Raw genomic sequence first — 15,168 nt, 5'->3', positions numbered from 1 at the left:
TGCACCGTCTCAGTCATGCTCAGTGCTCGGCAAGCCAGACGCCCGAGAAGGTGGGGCGACCGACCGACTCGAAGTCCACACCGTGCACGTAGGTGGCGGCGCCGTAGACCTGCGGCTCCTCGAACAGCGGGATGACGTAGGCCTGCTCGGCGATGTAGTCCTGCACGGCCTGCGAGGCCGCCGCTCGCTTCTCGGTGTCCGGCTCCGAGGCGACCGCCTCGAGCAGGGCGTCGAGCTCGGCGTCGTTCGAGATCAGCGCGTCACGGTTCTTCGTGTAGTACTGGCTCTTGATCACGTCGAAGTCGGCGCGGCCGACCATCGAGTGGTAGAAGCCCGTCTTGAGCGGGTCACGGGTGTCCTCGGCATACGACCCGGCATCCGCCGGCTTGACCGTGAGCTCCACGCCGACCTTCGCGAGCTGCTGGGCGACGAGCTCGAGCGTCTGCTTCGACAGCGGCTGCGGTGCGGCCTCGTACACGGTGATCGCGAGGCGCTCGCCGTCCTTCTCGCGGATGCCGTCGGCCCCGGCCGTCCAGCCCGCCTCGTCGAGCAGCTTCTCGGCCTTGTCGGGGTCGTATGCGTAGTGCTCCGACTCGTCCTTGTATCCGAGCGCCTCCTGCGACAGCACCGAGGTCGCGACGGGGTAGTTCTCGGTGAACAGGGTGTCGACGACCTCCTGGGCGTCGACCGCGGCGACGAGCGCCTGACGCACCCTGATGTCGCTCAGCAGCGGGTTCTCGGGACGCAGCGAGATGGAGTTGTTGACGCCACGCGTCTGCGGTGCGTACAGCGTGAAGCCCGAGCTCTCGACCCGGTCCTCGTCGAAGGCCTGCACGTAGCGGACGTAGTCGGCCTGACCTGCGAGCAGCGATCCGATGCGCACGGAGTCCTCGGGGGTGACGAGCACGTGCACGGCGTCGACGTACGGACGGCCCTGGTTCTCGGCGCTCTCCGGCGCCCACGCGTAGTCCTCGCGGGCGGTGAGGGTGAACTCTGTGCCCAGCTTCTCGTCGGTGAGGGTGAAGGGCCCGGCGCCGATGATCTCCTCGGCGTTGCCCGCCCCGAAGTCCTCGATGGTGCCGTCGAGCGTCTCGGGCGAGAGCAGGCCGGAGTTGATGGTCGACGTCGCCTGCAGGAACCCGGGGGCCGGGGCCGAGAAGCGGAAGGTGACCGTGTCGTCGTCGACGACCTCGCTCGAGGCGTAGTTGTTGATCGCCTCGGAGACCGTGAGGCCGCGCTCGGGGTCGCCGAGGCCGTACGTGTCGAAGTTCTTCGCCACGGCCGCGGCGTCCAGCGGCGTCCCGTCCGAGAAGGTGACGTCGGGTCGCAGGTCGAACGTGTACTCGGTGGCGTCGTCGTTCACGGTCCAGGCCGAGGCGATCCACGGCTCGATCTCGAGCGAGTCGGGGTTCTGCCACGTCAGGCGCGCGGCGATGTTGTTGACCACGCCTCCGTTCGGGTAGAACCCGGCCTGCGGCGGGTAGAGGTTCGTGAAGGTCTGGTGCTCCAGATAGGTCAGCGTTCCCCCGGTGACGGGGTCGCCCGCGTCGGCGGAGGCGCCGCTCGGGGCCGGCGAGGACGCGCAGGCGGCGAGTCCCGCCGCGAGGACGAGCGGAAGCGCGACGGCGGCTGCGCGGATGAGACGGCGGTTCATGCGGGTCCTCCTGGACGGGATGCTGTGGTTCGGTGTGCGGGTGAACGTCACGCTAGGGACTCTCACGGTCGTGACGCGAATGGGGTCGTCATGTGCGGACCCGGCCTGTCACGAGGCGTCATGACGGGTCACCAGACGCAATCCGACGTAATGGATGACGCGGTTCAGCGGACGAGAAGCGATGATGCGGCACGCTGCTCGCTGCCGACCTCGACGCCGACGCCGACGCCGACGCCGAGACGGTCCCGCAGCGGGGTGGGCGCTCCGTCGCTGCGACCGAGCAGGCCCCGTCGACGCAGTTCGGGCGCGGCGAGGCGGGTGAAGGCCTCGAACTGTGCGGGCTGGAACGCGGAGAGCACGTTGAACCCGTCGGCTGCACCCTGGTCGCGCCAGGTCTCGAAGTGGTCCGCGATCGTCGCGGCGTCGCCGACCACGAATGCGGCAGGCACGGCATGGGCCGCGACGAGGTGGCGCCAGGTCAGCGCCGTCTCGCCGTCATCCCCGACGCGGAGTCCGGCGATGAGTCGCAGGCGCTCGATCAGCGCCTGCCCTGCCTCCCCGAGGCGCCCGGCCTGATCGCGGGTCACGACCTCGTCGAAGCCGGCGGAACGCAGCGGTTCGTCGGCGCCGACGCCCAGGGCGTCGGCCAGCGCGACGACCGATCTGTTCGCGGGGAATGCCGTGCGGGACGACTGATGCCCCTCGTCGAGCGGGACGAGCGCGAGCAGCCGTTCGACGATGCGGTGAGCGTCGGCATCCGTCGGTGCGACCACAGGAAGCACGGGCGCGATCACCGCCAGCCCCTCGGGCGCGCGGCCTGATCGGAGCGCGATGTCGCGCAGCTGCCGCCGGGTGGCGATCGCATCGGCGATGTTCGGGGCGGCGATGAGCGCGAGGTCGGCCTCGGTCGCGGCGAGCGCGCGCGACCGCGGCGAAGTGCCCGCGTGCACGAGAGGGATCCGCCCCTGCGGGGGGCGGGCGACGTTCAGCGGTCCGGAGACGCGCACGTGCTCGCCCCGGAGGTCCGCACCCCGGAGCCCGTCCGGGTCGATGAGCACGCCGCGTGCGGCATCCGCGATCCAGGCGTCCTCGCTCCACGAGTCCCACAGACGGCGCAGGGCGACGACGAACTCCTCGGCGCGGTCGTATCGGCTCTCGTTGTCGGCGTGCGCTTCGCGACCGTGGTTGCCCGCGGCTCGTGGCTCGGCTCCGGTGACGAGGTTGACGCCGGCGCGACCGCCTGTCAGCAGGTCGAGGGATGCGAGCGAGCGCGCCGTCGCATACGGATCGGCGTAGGTCGTGTTCACCGTCGCGATGAGGCCGATGCGAGAGGTGACCCCGGCGAGGTACAGCACGGCGCTCACCGGGTCGATCCGCGCGAGCAGGTACGGGTCGCGGAATTCGAGGTCCGGCCCGGTGGCCAGCCAATCACCGAAGAACAGGTAGTCGAGCCCCGCGTCCTCTCCCTCTCGCGCGATGCGACGGAGGATCTCGGCATCGGCCGAGGGGTCGCGATGCGCGCCCGGCTGACGCCAGCCGGAGGGATACGCGCCGAGAGTGCGCACCATGGCGCCGATGATGAGGGGTTCGGTCATGCACCCGAAAGTATGAGCGAGCTCGGCAGCGGGCCAATCGGCGGGGAAGCGCAGCGAAACGGATCGCAACACGGCGACACATCCTCCCCGAGTGTCGGAGCCCGATCGGAGGATGGGACCATGACCTCGACCTCCTCCCCCGCGCTCTGGGCACCGCGGTGCTGACCGCATGACCGAGTTCGCCACGAAGCGCCTGTCGGCCGGGCTGGAGGATCCGAGCGATCTGATCGCCGACCTCGACCGCGCGTTCGCGCTCGTCTGAACGGCATCCGTTCCGGCCGCCCCCGGATGCCCTGGTCTGAACACCCCGTGCTCAGCCTCCACCCCCTACGCTGAGATGATGACTGGTCTTCGTTGGGGAATCCTCGCGACCGGCGGCATCGCCGGGGCGTTCGCATCCGATCTGCGCACCGCCGGGCTCGATCTCGTGGCGGTCGGCTCGCGCTCGCAGGAATCGGCCGACGCCTTCGCCGCCCGCTTCGACATCCCGCGCGCGCATCCCTCGTACGAGGCGCTCGTCGCCGACCCCGAGGTCGACATCATCTACGTCTCGACCCCGCACCCGATGCATCATGAGAATGCCCGCCTCGCGCTCGAAGCCGGCAAGCACGTGCTGGTCGAGAAGGCGTTCACCCTCAACCGCTCGGAGGCGGAGGACCTGCAGCGTCTGGCCGCCGACCGGGGTCTGCTCGCGATGGAGGCGATGTGGACGCGCTACCTGCCGCACATGGTCCGCATCCGCGAGATCATCGCCGCCGGGACCCTCGGTGAGATCCGCGCCGTGAGCGCCGACCACACCCAGCTGCTCCCCTCCGACCCCGAGCACCGTCTCAACGCCCTCGAGCTCGGCGGCGGTGCCCTCCTCGACCTCGGGATCTACCCGATCTCCTTCGTGTGGGACATCCTCGGCGCCCCGACCGGCATCCACGCCGTCGGCCGCCTGATCGAGACCGGAGCGGATGCCGAGGTCGCCACCGTCATGACCCACGACGGCGGAGCGATCTCGACGACGCTCTCGTCGTCGCGTGCCGCGGGCCCCAACGCGGCGAGCATCATCGGCACGACGGCGCGCATCGACCTCGACCGCGTCTGGTACACCCCCACAACGTTCCGCGTCGTGCAGCCGGACGGCACGGTCGTCGAGGAGTACGTGTCCGAGGTCGACGGTCGCGGCATGCAGTACCAGGCCCTCGCGGCCGAGCGCCTCGTGGGCGACGGCGTGCTCGAGGGCGACATCCTGCCGATCGCCGAGAGCGTCGCGATCATGGGCACCCTCGACGAGATCCGCGCGCAGATCGGCGTGCGCTACCCGCGCGAAGGAGTGAACCATGGCTGAGGCCACCGACGCCCGCGTCGCCGTCTACCTGGACTTCGACAACATCGTCATCTCCTGGTACGACCGTGTGCACGGACGGAACGCCTACGGCAAGGACCGCCAGCGGATCACCGAGAACCCGACCGATCCGGAGGTCACGGAGCGGCTGTCCCGCGCCATGATCGAGGTCGGCGCGATCATCGACTACGCGGCCTCCTTCGGCACGCTCGTGCTCACCCGGGCGTACGCCGACTGGTCGTCGCCCGTGAACGCGGTCTACAGGTCGCAGCTCGTGGCCCGCGCCGTCGACCTCGTGCAGCTGTTCCCGGCCGCCGCCTACGCGAAGAACGGCGCGGACATCCGCCTCGCCGTCGACGCGGTCGAGGACATGTTCCGTCTGCCCGACCTCACGCACGTCGTGATCGTCGCCGGAGACAGCGACTACGTCCCGCTCGCACAGCGCTGCAAGCGTCTGGGTCGCTACGTCATCGGCGTCGGCGTCGCGGGGTCCACCGCGAAGTCCCTCGCCGCCGCGTGCGACGAGTTCGAGGCGTACGACTCGCTTCCCGGTGTGGTGCGCCCGAGCAAGACCGCGCCCGCGCCCGTCGTCACCGTTCCCGAGGTCGCCGTCGAGCCTGTGGCCGAGCCGGCCGCCGAGCCCGCCGCGAAGGCCAAGTCGCGACCGCCGACGAAGGCCGCCAAGGCGAAGGCCGCCGCCGCGGCGGCGACCGCTGCGGCACCGTCGTCGTCCGCGAAGCTCGACGAGCACGGAGAGGGCACCGAGCAGGGCGAGGCGACGGAGCTGCTGCATCGCGCGCTGCGCCTCGGGCACGACAAGGCCGATGCCGACGAGTGGCTGCACAGCTCGGCGGTGAAGACGCACATGCGTCGCATGGACCCGTCGTTCAGCGAGAAGGCCCTCGGCTACCGCTCGTTCTCGGACTTCCTCAAGTCGCGCGAGAGCATCGCGGAGCTCGAGGAGACCGGCCACGAGCGCCTGGTGAAGCTGCGCGACTCGGTCTGATCCGCGCCACCGGTCACGTCGTCACTCCTCGAAGTCATACTCCTGGAACGCCGCGACCTCGGGCACCCAGCGTTCCGAGACGAACGCGGTGTGCGCGGGGTGCGCGTCGTAGGAGCGGTACGCATCGCGGTCGCGGAACACCATCGAGAACTGATGCTCGAGGTCGCTCTTCGGGCTCACCTGGCGACGGATCGTGAAGTCCTCGACACCGGGGATCGACGTGAGCACCGCTCTGCCCGTCGCGAGGAACTCGCGCTCCTCGGGGCTGCCCGCCTCGTGCACGAGGCGGAAGACGACGGTGTGCTGGATGGTCATGCGGGATCTCCGGTCTGCTGGCTGCTGAAGGCGGCGTCGAACGCGGCGGTGGGCGCGGGCCAGAGCAGCGACCGCACGTAGGCGAGGGCCTCCGGCGCGCCGTGCAGGCGGTCCATTCCCGCGTCCTCCCATTCGATCGAGATGGGGCCGTCGTACCCGATCGCCTCGAGCGCGCGGAACGCGTCCTCCCAGGGCACGTCGCCGTGGCCGGTCGAGACGAAGTCCCACCCGCGTCGCGGGTCGCCCCACGGCAGATGCGATCCGAGCACGCCCGCACGCCCGTTGTGCGGTCGCATCCGGGTGTCCTTGCAGTCCACGTGGTAGATCCGGTCGGCGAAGTCGACGATGAACCCGACGGGATCGATGTTCTGCCACATCATGTGCGACGGGTCCCAGTTGAATCCGAACGCCCCGCGGTGGTCGATCGCCTCCAGCGCCCGCACGGACGACCAGTAGTCGTAGGCGATCTCACCGGGGTGCACTTCGTGCGCGAACCGCACGCCCTCGCCGTCGAACACGTCGAGGATCGGGTTCCAGCGCGCGGCGAAGTCCTCGAACCCGCCTTCGATGACGGATGCCGGTACCGGCGGGAACATTGCCACATAGGGCCAGATCGATGAGCCGGTGAACCCGACGACGGTGTCGACGTCGAGCTTGCGCGCGACCCGCGCCGCCCGCTTCATGTCGTCCGCCGCACGGGCGCGCACGCCCTCGGAGTCGCCGTCGCCCCACACGTAGTCGCGCAGGATCGCCTGGTGACGGAAGTCGATGGGGGCGTCGCACACCGCCTGGCCCGCGAGATGGTTCGAGATCGCGAAGATCTGCAGACCGTGCCGGTCGAGGATCTCGCGGCGCGAGGCGACGTAGGCGTCGTCCTCGTCGGCTCGCCGCAGGTCGAGATGGTCCCCGGATGCTGCGATCTCGAGGCCGTCGTATCCCCACTCGGCCGCCAGCCGGGCGACCTCCTCGAACGGCAGATCGGCCCACTGGCCGGTGAACAGGGTGACCGGGTGCGTGGTCATGGACACTCCTTCGTATCGCGTGACGGGTCAGGTGCCGAGCGCTCTCAGCGCCTGGATGCTGCGGGCGGCGAGCGCGTCCTGGCTCGCCGCGAGTGGTCGCCAGACGGATGCGGCGACGGCTATCGTCGCGTTCTCGCCCGTGAAGCTCTCCAGCCCGAGCGGCCCTCGATAGTCCGCATCGTCGAGGGCCCGGAGGATCTCCGGCCAGTCCGTGTGGTCGTCGCCCACGGCGCCCCGATCGCTGCCGCACACCTGCACGTGCGCGATCGCCGAGCCCGCCGCGCGGATGGCCTCCGCGGGCTTCTTCTCCTCGATGTTCAGGTGGTAGGTGTCGAGCGCGAGCCCGACGCCTGCGCCGAGCAGCGGTGCGAGCGCGTCGAGGCTCTGCTCGACCGTGTTGAGCACGCTCGTCTCGTAGCGGTTGAGCGGTTCTACGGCCAGGGTGATCCCGGCGGAGGCGGCCTCGGCCGCGACCGGCTCGAGGTTCGTGCGCAGCTCGCGCACCACTCGCGAACGGTCCTCGACGGACATCCGCCAGGTAGCCCCGGTGGGTGCGTAGAAGGGACCGGCGACCACCGCGGAGCCGAGCGTCGCGGCCGCCGCGATGCACGAGCGCAGGTAGTCCTGTGTGGCCCCCACATCACCGGCCTGCGCGAGCAGCGAGCGCCGCGGGCCCATGGCCCCGACGACGATCGAAGCGAGGCCGAGGTCGTCGAGCACGTCGCGGGCTCGCGACGGATCCCAGTCCCCGACGCTCTCGAGCGGAAGCTCGAGCGCCTGATACCCCATCCCCGCCGCCTTCCGCGCGAGCGGCTCGAGAGTCGCGTCGGTCAGTGGAGACGTCCACACCCACGTGTTGACGGCGATCGTGCGAGGCATCCTGCTCCTTCGGGGATGACGCGAGTGCTCCCACCCTCCCATCCGCGAGGCGCAGAGGGGAAGGGTGGGAGCATCACCGCGGGTTACGGGATCTGGCGTTCCTGCCAGACGGTCGGGTAACCGGGAAGGTTCTCCCCGCCGAACTTCGCGTAGTGCCCGTCCGGCATTCCCTCGTTGGCGGCGAGGTAGTCGTCCAGCTCTGCTTCGGTGATCGGCTTCTGCGGGAGCACCCACTCCTTCGGAACCTCTTCGCCGGCGAAGATCATCTGCGCGGCGAGCAGCGGCGTGCGCCACTGGAAGTTCGAGTACACCGGGGCGAGGCCCGTGAGACCCGTGTCCTTCCACTTGCGGAGGAAGCTCATCTCGTCCTCGCCGGTCATCACCGGGTAGTCGGCGCCGGCATCTTCGAAGGCTTCGATCGCGGCGACAGCGCCGTCACCGGCATCCATCCAGATTCCCTGCACGTCGCCCTTGGCGAGCTCGTCGCTGATGATGCTCTTGATCTCCGCGGGGTCGGCGCCCGTGAAGTAGTCCACGGCCTCGATCCCCGCCTCGTCGAAGAGCTTCTCCGCAGCGGCCCACCGGTGCTCGAGCACGTCGACTCCGGGGAGGATGCGCAGCGCCACGACCTTGTCGCCTTCTTCGAGGTTGTCGATGAGGAACTCGGCCGTGTCGATGCCCCACGCGAATCCGCCGATCGGGTGGATGAACGTGACCGGGCAGTCGGTGTCGACGCCGCGGTCGAACACGATCACCGGCTTGCCGGTCTCGCATGCGCGCTCGACGGCCGGCGTCATCGCCGCGGTGCTGTTGGGCGAGATGAGGAAGACGTCGCAGCCGCCCTCGGAGATGAAGTAGTCGATGTCGGCGATCTGCGTGTCATCCGAGTCCTGCGCGTCGCGGGTCTCCATCTCGCTGATCGCACCGGCCTCCTGCAGCGACTTGAGCTGCTCGTTCATCGTGATCCAGCCCGTCTGCCGCCACGGGTTCGAGATCGAGGCGTTCGCGAAGCAGGCCTTCTTGGGCCCCTCGCTGGCGAACTCCGACGTGTCGACCATCTCGGCGTTGATGTGCTGGAGATACGGCTCGGTCGCCGGCCCCTGGGGCTCGACACCCCGCTCCTCCATCTGCTTGTCGAACAGCTCCTGGTCGAACCATTCGGTGGTCTCGGCCGACTCCTCCGGGTTCTCCGACTCCGCCGGCGCCACGGACGGGTCTGTCGTACACCCGGCGAGCGCGATGAGGCCGAAGAGAGCCACCCCTGCGGTGGCGATCTTCATCGATCGTCGCATTGCTAATCTCCTCTGGTTTCTGTGTGGATGGTGCTGGTTGTTACGGGTTCTGAGGTCTCTGTGCGCGGAACGTCCGGAGACGACTGCGGGCCTCGCCGGCGCCGTGCCCGGAAGGCGACCGCGGAGTACGCCACTGCGGCGATGATGATCACGCCCTGCACGGCGTCTCGCAGCGTCGAAGGAACCCCCGCGATGTTCAGCAGCATGAAGAGGGCCTCGAGCGCGAAGGCTCCCGCCGCCGCCGCGACGATCCATCCCCGGCCTCCGCCGAGCACGACCCCGCCGAGGACGACGGCGGTGATGGCGACGAACTCGTAGCCGCGGCCGACCGAGGGATGCACCCCGGCGTACCCCACGAGCAGCACGGCGGAGAGCGTGGCCGAGAGCGACGAGATCACGAACGCCCGTGTCGTCACCCAGGCGCTGCGCGCCCCGGCGAAGTCGACCGCGGTCGAGTTGTCGCCGACCGCGACGAGGAGCTTGCCGAGCGGGCGCTTGGTGATCCAGATGCCCAGCGCGAGCCACCCGATCAGGATGAACACCGCCCAGGGGATGAACTCGAGCACCGGCACGTCACGGATGCCGCCACGGCCGATCTCGCGGAAGCTGTCAGCCGGGTTGCCCGTGGCCGCTCCCCCGGTCCACCACATGACGCCGCCGAGAAGGGCGAGCATCATGCCCAGCGTGACGATGAAGGAGGGCACCTTGAGCAGCGTGGTGATGACACCGTTCACGAGTCCGACGACCACCCCGAAGACGATCATGAGCAGCAGCACGGGCACGGTGCGGGAGTCGTCCTGCCCGACGAGGTTGCCGGCGACGATCACCTGCGCGGTGATCAGCGAGCCCTGCGACAGGTCGAACTCGCCCGCGATGATGACGAAGTACTGGCCGATCGCGACGATGGCGATCGGTGCGACGCGCTGGATGAACCTCATGAACTGCCCCGGCTCCGCGAAGCTCGGGTTGAGGATCATGACCGCGACGAGCAGGATCACCAGCAGCAGGAACACCGCGCCCCGAGGGCTCACGAGTGTGCGCAGAGCGTTCACGACCGGCCTCCTTCCGGGACGGTGCTCGTATCGGCGAGTTCGGATGCTGCGGCCGCCATCTCGGACTCGGCCGCCTTGGCGGCGTCGTCTCCCCCGGTTCTCGTGCCGCCGGCGCCGAAGCGCGGACGGCGACTGACGATCGACCGACGACTGTAGACGGCCACCGCGGCGACGATCACCACGCCGCGGACGACGTCCTTCAGGAACGGGTTGACCTGCATGACGCTCATCACGTTGTCGACGACCGCGAGGATCGCGACGCCACCGATGGCACCCCAGATCGAACCGCGTCCGCCGAGCAGCAGGGTGCCTCCGAGCACGACGGCCGCGATCGACAGCAGCGCGTAGCCGCCCTGCTGGCCGACCGTGGGACTGCCGACGCCGAGACGGCTGGCGAGCAGCAGGCCGGCGAGGCCCGCGAAGACGGAGCACAGCACGTGCGCGGCGATCAGCGGCGGGCGGGTGCGCACCCCCGACAGGCGCGCGATCTCGGGGTCGCCGCCGACCGCATACAGGTGGGCGCCGGTGCGCGTGCGGTTCAGCAGCAGCCAGACGACGACGGCGAGCGCGATCATGATGATCGTCGACACCGGCACGGGCCCGACTCCGGTGGCGCCGATGAGCTGGAACTCCCACGGCACGCTGCCCGCCGAGCCCTCGAAGTTGGTGTTCAGGATCCCCTGCAGGATCAGCCCCACGCCGAGCGTCGCGATGAACCCGTTGACCTTCAGCACGGTGACGATGAGTCCGTTGACCAGACCGATCCCGGCGCAGACGAGCAGAGTGATCGAGACCGCGGCCGGGATGTTCCCGGGGTTGCCGTTCATGATCGTCGCCGCCAGGAGGCTCGACAGACTCACGACGTAGGTCACCGACAGGTCGAGCGACGCGCCCAGCACCACGAGGGTCTGCCCGATCGCGACGAGCCCGAGGACGCTCATGCCGGTGAGGATGTCGCGGATGTTGCCGGGGCTGAAGAAGTTGCGACCGACGGTGCCGACGAGGATGGCGCCGACGATGAGCGTCAGGATGAGGATCCCGAGCACGATGACGGTCGAGTCGATCCGCACTCTCTTCATCGTGCACCCCCGTCGACCGTCGCGCCCGTGGCTGCGCCGAGGATCTCGTGCTCCGCGGAACCCGCCGGCAGCTCGGCGACCAGTTCGCCGTCGTGCATCACGAGGATCCGATCGCTCATGCCGATCACCTCCGGCAGCTCGCTCGACACCATCAGCACCGCCTTGCCCTGTGCCGCGAGGTCGCGCATGAGCCGGTACACCGCGTACTTCGCACCGACGTCGATGCCGCGGGTCGGCTCGTCGAAGAGCACGATCTGCGGCTGTGTGAGCAGCCACTTGGCGAGCACGACCTTCTGCTGGTTGCCGCCCGAGAGGAAGCGCACCTCCTGGTCGAGACCGCGGGAGCTGATCTCCAGCGAGCTGAGCACCCCCGGCACCTCTCGACGGGACGAGGCGGTGCGAGCGGTGAAGACGCTGCGGATCACGAGCAGGGTGTTGTCGAGCACCGACTGCCCGAGCGCCAGTCCCTGGGCCTTGCGATCCTCCGAGACGAGGGCGAGTCCCGCGCGCACCGCCGCCCTGGCGCTCGTGATGCGCGTCGATGAGCCGTCGACCCGCATCGAGCCCCGCACGAACGGGTCGATGCCGAAGATCCCCTCGACCAGTTCGGTGCGTCCGGACCCCTGGAGCCCGGCGATCCCGACGATCTCCCCGGCGCGGAGGGTGAGCGAGACGCCGTCGACGAAGGCGTTGCCGCAGCCGTCGAGCTCGAGCCGCGGCTCGCCGACGACGGTGCCGGCCACGGCATCCGGGTAGTACGACTGGATGGATCGGCCGACCATTCGGCGCACGAGTTCGTCGGTCGTCAGGGCGCTCGTCTCATCGGTCGAGACCAGAGCGCCGTCTTTGAGGATCGTGATGCGGTCGCACAGGTCGAAGATCTCCTTGAGCCGGTGCGAGACGTAGATCACCGCCACCCCGCGAGACGTGAGCCGGCGGATGATCGCGTACAGCAGCTCGACCTCGCGGTCGCTCAGCGCGGCGGTGGGCTCGTCCATCGAGATGACCTGCGCCTCGAACGACAGCGCCTTGACGATCTCGACGATCTGCTGCTCGGCGACGGTCAGCGAACCGACCCGGGCCTGCGGGTCGATGAACGAGACGCCGAGGTCGGCGAGGAGCTCGCCGGTGCGACGGATCATCGCCTTCTGATCGACGAAGCCGCCGCGTCGGGGCTCACGTCCGAGATACACGTTCTGCGCGACCGTGCGCTCGGGCAGCAGCGTGAACTCCTGGAAGACGGTCACGATGCCGTCATCCATCGCCTGCCGCGGGTGTGCGTGCCGCACCTCCGCGCCGCGGTAGCGCACCACGCCGTCGTCGGCGGGCTGAACCCCGGCGATGATCTTCATGAGCGTGGACTTGCCCGCGCCGTTCTCGCCGACGAGTCCGTGCACCTCCCCCGGACGCACATCGAAGTCGATGCCCTTCAGCACCTCCACTCCGAAGAACGACTTGCGGATGCCCGAGACCTCGAGCACCGGCTGTGTGATCGTCGCGGTCATGCCGCCACCTCCGTCCATCGTCCGTCCGCGGCCGCCGAGGCGAGGACCGCCTCGGTGAGCACCGCCGAGCGGACACCGTCCTCGAACGTGGGCAGCCCGTCGGGGGTCGCGCCGCCGATCGCCGCATACACGTCGGCGATGAAGCCGTTGAACGCGTCCTGATAGCCCATGGCATGCCCCGAGGGCACCCGCTGCAGACGAGCCGAGTCGGGCGATGCGGTGGAGGGGTCGCGCAGCAGCAGCCGGGACTCCTCTCGCATGCCGATCCACAGCTCCTCCGGGCGTTCCTGCTCGAAGCGCAGGGTCTGCCTGGTCCCGTGGAGTTCGAGAGTCAGGGCGTTCTTGCGTCCGGCGGCCATCTGCGAGACGAGCAGGGTGCCGAGGGCACCGGACTCGGTCTCGACGAGGATCGCGACGATGTCCTCCGTGTCGACCGCCCGTCCGGCTCGCTCGGCGAACACCCGGCGGGTGCGGGCGCTCAGCGACCGGATCCGCTGGCCCGTCACGAACTCGATGAGGTCGCAGAGGTGCGAGCCGATGTCGGCGAACGCCCGGGATGCCCCGCCGGATGCCGACCGCACCCGCCAGTCATCGTCCGTGGAGAGGAGCATCCAGTCCTGCAGGTACGAGCAGTCGAGGGTGAGGAGCTCCCCGATGCCGCCCAGGGCGACGCGGGCCCGCGCCTCCCGCACCATCGGGTGGTAGCGGTAGACGAAGGGAACCGCGGTGACGCGGCCGAGAGATCCGGCGACTCGTGCGAGTTCACGGGCGTCCGCCGCGTTCGTGGCGAGGGGCTTCTCGCAGATGACATGCTTGCCGGCTTCGAGCGCGCGCAGCGCAAGTCCGGCGTGCGTGGCGTTGGGGGTGCAGATGTGGACGACGTCGATGTCATCGGCCGCGAGGAGAGCGGCGGCATCGGCCTCAGCACGCACGGCGCCGAGTTCGTCCGCGGCCTGACGCCCGCCCGCGAGGGAGCCGGTGGCGACGGCGCGGAACTCGCCTCCCGCGTCCCTGGCCGCGGTGCGATGCACGCGAGCCATGAATCCCCCGCCGAGGATGCCGACTCGGATCGTCCCGAGACCGGTGTCTGTGACATCCGTTGTCATGGCGGTGAGTCTGACACGGCTCCTCGACTTTTGCTAGGTATTCGTCAAAAGTTCTTCGTAACGAATCGGAAGTCGACCGAGCGGTGGCGCAAGTCTGTGGTTTACTGACGCAATGGTCGAGGCACTCCGCACCGCCGCGGCGGCGAATCCCGGGGCGGGCGAGATCTTCCAGATCCTTCGCGACGGCACCGCCCGCACCAAAGCCGAGCTCGCGACCATCACGGGTCTCGCGCGGTCGACCGTCGCGCTGCGGGTCGATGCCCTGCTCGCCGCCGACCTGCTGCGACCGGCAGGCGAGGCGGTCTCGACGGGCGGCCGACCGCCTGCGCGACTCGCCTTCAACTCCCGTGCCGGAGTCGTGCTCGCCGTCGACCTCGGTGCCACTCACGCCACCAGTGCCGTCGCCGATCTCGCCGGCGTGATCCTCGACTCGCGCACCCGCACGATCGACATCGGCGACGGGCCCGAGAGCCTCCTCGATCTGATCCTCGACGATGCGGGCGCTCTCCTCGAGGCCTCCCGCGCTGCCGGCATCCCGCTGCTCGGGGTGGGCATCGGCGTGCCGGGTCCCGTCGAGCATTCGACCGGGCGACCGACCAACCCGCCGATCATGCCCGGCTGGGACCGCTTCGACATCCCCGCCTACGTGCAGCGCACGTTCGACGTGCCGGTGCTCGTCGACAACGACGTGAACATCCTCGCGCTCGGCGAGCAGGCCACCACGTGGCCGCACGTCGATGACCTCGTGTTCGTGAAGGTCTCGACCGGCATCGGGTCCGGCATCATCGCCGGCGGACAGCTGCAGCGCGGCGCGCAGGGATCGGCCGGCGATCTGGGGCACGTCCAGGTGCCGAGCGGCGCAGGCTCGACGAGGGAGCCCGGCGACGAGCGCGACCTCGAAGCGCTCGCGAGCGGGTCGGCGCTGGCCGCAGCTCTGCGGGAGGCCGGGCTTGCGGCGCACAGTCCCGCAGATGTGGTCGACCTCGTCCGCTCGGGCAATGCCGCTGCGATCGAGGCGACCCGTCAGGCCGGCCGAGATGTCGGCGAGGTGCTCGCGACCGTCGTCAATCTGCTCAACCCGTCGATCATCGTGCTGGGCGGCAGCATCGCCCGCGCCGGCGAGCACCTTCTCGCCGGGGTGCGCGAGGTCGTCTATCGACGATCCATCCCCCTGGCGACCCAGCACCTCGCCATCGTGCAGTCGCAGGCGGGTGACCGGGCCGCCGTGCTGGGCGCCGCGATCATGGTCGCCCGCGAGGTGCTCTCACCCGCGAACGTCGACCGCTATGTGGCGACAAAGGCGCGCTGACCGCACCGCCGCCGCCACAGC

Annotated in this window: 13 protein-coding genes; 3 read left to right on the top strand and 10 right to left on the bottom strand. The window is 69.7% G+C overall.

Going from position 1 to position 15,168, the window contains the following annotated elements; translation table 11 throughout:
- Positions 1 to 19 precede the first annotated feature (19 nt).
- Positions 20 to 1,654, bottom strand: a complete 1,635-nt coding sequence (locus AB0P11_RS09525) for a TIGR04028 family ABC transporter substrate-binding protein (protein ID WP_285364205.1) — start codon at positions 1,652 to 1,654, stop codon at positions 20 to 22.
- Positions 1,655 to 1,818: 164 nt separating this feature from the next.
- Positions 1,819 to 3,249 carry an NtaA/DmoA family FMN-dependent monooxygenase gene (locus tag AB0P11_RS09520; protein WP_082586681.1) on the bottom strand — a complete coding sequence of 477 codons (1,431 nt, stop codon included), beginning with the start codon at positions 3,247 to 3,249 and terminating at the stop codon, positions 1,819 to 1,821.
- A 340-nt stretch (positions 3,250 to 3,589) separates the two neighbouring features.
- Here AB0P11_RS09520 and AB0P11_RS09515 point away from each other — a divergent pair, with 340 nt between their 5' ends.
- Both AB0P11_RS09515 and AB0P11_RS09510 read left to right on the top strand, forming a co-directional pair.
- Positions 3,590 to 4,585, top strand: a complete 996-nt coding sequence (locus AB0P11_RS09515; protein ID WP_295101422.1) for a Gfo/Idh/MocA family oxidoreductase — start codon at positions 3,590 to 3,592, stop codon at positions 4,583 to 4,585.
- The gene (locus AB0P11_RS09510) at positions 4,578 to 5,588 is read left to right on the top strand and encodes an NYN domain-containing protein (RefSeq protein ID WP_053097157.1); all 1,011 of its coding nucleotides are present in this window, start codon (positions 4,578 to 4,580) and stop codon (positions 5,586 to 5,588) included. Before AB0P11_RS09515 ends, AB0P11_RS09510 begins: the two co-directional genes overlap by 8 nt.
- Before the next feature lie 21 nt (positions 5,589 to 5,609).
- Here the strand turns inward: AB0P11_RS09510 and AB0P11_RS09505 are convergent, their stop codons facing one another.
- From AB0P11_RS09505 to AB0P11_RS09470, 8 genes are all read right to left on the bottom strand, one after another.
- Positions 5,610 to 5,903: a Dabb family protein gene (locus tag AB0P11_RS09505; RefSeq protein WP_053097158.1), complete on the bottom strand. Its 294-nt coding sequence runs from the start codon at positions 5,901 to 5,903 to the stop codon at positions 5,610 to 5,612.
- Positions 5,900 to 6,925 carry a sugar phosphate isomerase/epimerase family protein gene (locus AB0P11_RS09500; RefSeq protein ID WP_363521473.1) on the bottom strand — a complete coding sequence of 342 codons (1,026 nt, stop codon included), beginning with the start codon at positions 6,923 to 6,925 and terminating at the stop codon, positions 5,900 to 5,902. The genes AB0P11_RS09505 and AB0P11_RS09500 overlap by 4 nt, the downstream gene beginning before the upstream one ends.
- A 27-nt stretch (positions 6,926 to 6,952) precedes the next feature.
- Positions 6,953 to 7,804, bottom strand: coding sequence for a sugar phosphate isomerase/epimerase (locus tag AB0P11_RS09495; protein ID WP_363521471.1), 852 nt, complete (start codon positions 7,802 to 7,804; stop codon positions 6,953 to 6,955).
- Positions 7,805 to 7,887: 83 nt separating this feature from the next.
- Positions 7,888 to 9,096, bottom strand: a complete 1,209-nt coding sequence (locus AB0P11_RS09490) for a substrate-binding domain-containing protein (protein ID WP_053097165.1) — start codon at positions 9,094 to 9,096, stop codon at positions 7,888 to 7,890.
- A gap of 2 nt (positions 9,097 to 9,098) precedes the next feature.
- Positions 9,099 to 10,148 (bottom strand): ABC transporter permease, encoded by a 1,050-nt coding sequence (locus AB0P11_RS09485; RefSeq protein ID WP_363521469.1) that lies wholly within the window; start codon positions 10,146 to 10,148, stop codon positions 9,099 to 9,101.
- Positions 10,145 to 11,227: an ABC transporter permease gene (locus AB0P11_RS09480; protein WP_363521466.1), complete on the bottom strand. Its 1,083-nt coding sequence runs from the start codon at positions 11,225 to 11,227 to the stop codon at positions 10,145 to 10,147. The genes AB0P11_RS09485 and AB0P11_RS09480 overlap by 4 nt, the downstream gene beginning before the upstream one ends.
- Positions 11,224 to 12,732, bottom strand: a complete 1,509-nt coding sequence (locus AB0P11_RS09475) for a sugar ABC transporter ATP-binding protein (protein WP_363521463.1) — start codon at positions 12,730 to 12,732, stop codon at positions 11,224 to 11,226. The genes AB0P11_RS09480 and AB0P11_RS09475 overlap by 4 nt, the downstream gene beginning before the upstream one ends.
- A complete protein-coding gene (locus AB0P11_RS09470) occupies positions 12,729 to 13,838 on the bottom strand; it encodes a Gfo/Idh/MocA family oxidoreductase (RefSeq protein WP_053097173.1) in 1,110 nt (369 codons plus the stop codon). The genes AB0P11_RS09475 and AB0P11_RS09470 overlap by 4 nt, the downstream gene beginning before the upstream one ends.
- Positions 13,839 to 13,950: 112 nt before the next feature.
- Between AB0P11_RS09470 and AB0P11_RS09465 the strand changes: the two genes are divergently transcribed.
- Complete coding sequence (locus AB0P11_RS09465; RefSeq protein WP_363521460.1) at positions 13,951 to 15,147, top strand: ROK family protein; 1,197 nt, start codon at positions 13,951 to 13,953, stop codon at positions 15,145 to 15,147.
- The last annotated feature ends 21 nt before the right edge of the window (positions 15,148 to 15,168 follow it).

Source organism: Microbacterium sp. NPDC079176 (assembly GCF_040686675.1).
Lineage (GTDB): Bacteria > Actinomycetota > Actinomycetes > Actinomycetales > Microbacteriaceae > Microbacterium.
Note: the sequence above shows the minus strand (reverse complement) of the source record. Positions and strands in the feature narration are given on the sequence as shown.

Excerpts from the sequence above, each read along its gene's own strand:
- AB0P11_RS09480 (WP_363521466.1), bottom strand. The coding sequence starts at position 11,227 with ATGAAGAGAGTGCGGATCGACTCGACCGTCATCGTGCTCGGGATCCTC.
- AB0P11_RS09500 (WP_363521473.1), bottom strand. The coding sequence starts at position 6,925 with ATGACCACGCACCCGGTCACCCTGTTCACCGGCCAGTGGGCCGATCTG.
- AB0P11_RS09495 (WP_363521471.1), bottom strand. The coding sequence starts at position 7,804 with ATGCCTCGCACGATCGCCGTCAACACGTGGGTGTGGACGTCTCCACTG.
- AB0P11_RS09465 (WP_363521460.1), top strand. The coding sequence starts at position 13,951 with ATGGTCGAGGCACTCCGCACCGCCGCGGCGGCGAATCCCGGGGCGGGC.
- AB0P11_RS09510 (WP_053097157.1), top strand. The coding sequence starts at position 4,578 with ATGGCTGAGGCCACCGACGCCCGCGTCGCCGTCTACCTGGACTTCGAC.
- AB0P11_RS09505 (WP_053097158.1), bottom strand. The coding sequence starts at position 5,903 with ATGACCATCCAGCACACCGTCGTCTTCCGCCTCGTGCACGAGGCGGGC.
- AB0P11_RS09515 (WP_295101422.1), top strand. The coding sequence starts at position 3,590 with ATGACTGGTCTTCGTTGGGGAATCCTCGCGACCGGCGGCATCGCCGGG.
- AB0P11_RS09470 (WP_053097173.1), bottom strand. The coding sequence starts at position 13,838 with ATGACAACGGATGTCACAGACACCGGTCTCGGGACGATCCGAGTCGGC.
- AB0P11_RS09475 (WP_363521463.1), bottom strand. The coding sequence starts at position 12,732 with ATGACCGCGACGATCACACAGCCGGTGCTCGAGGTCTCGGGCATCCGC.
- AB0P11_RS09525 (WP_285364205.1), bottom strand. The coding sequence starts at position 1,654 with ATGAACCGCCGTCTCATCCGCGCAGCCGCCGTCGCGCTTCCGCTCGTC.
- AB0P11_RS09490 (WP_053097165.1), bottom strand. The coding sequence starts at position 9,096 with ATGCGACGATCGATGAAGATCGCCACCGCAGGGGTGGCTCTCTTCGGC.
- AB0P11_RS09520 (WP_082586681.1), bottom strand. The coding sequence starts at position 3,249 with ATGACCGAACCCCTCATCATCGGCGCCATGGTGCGCACTCTCGGCGCG.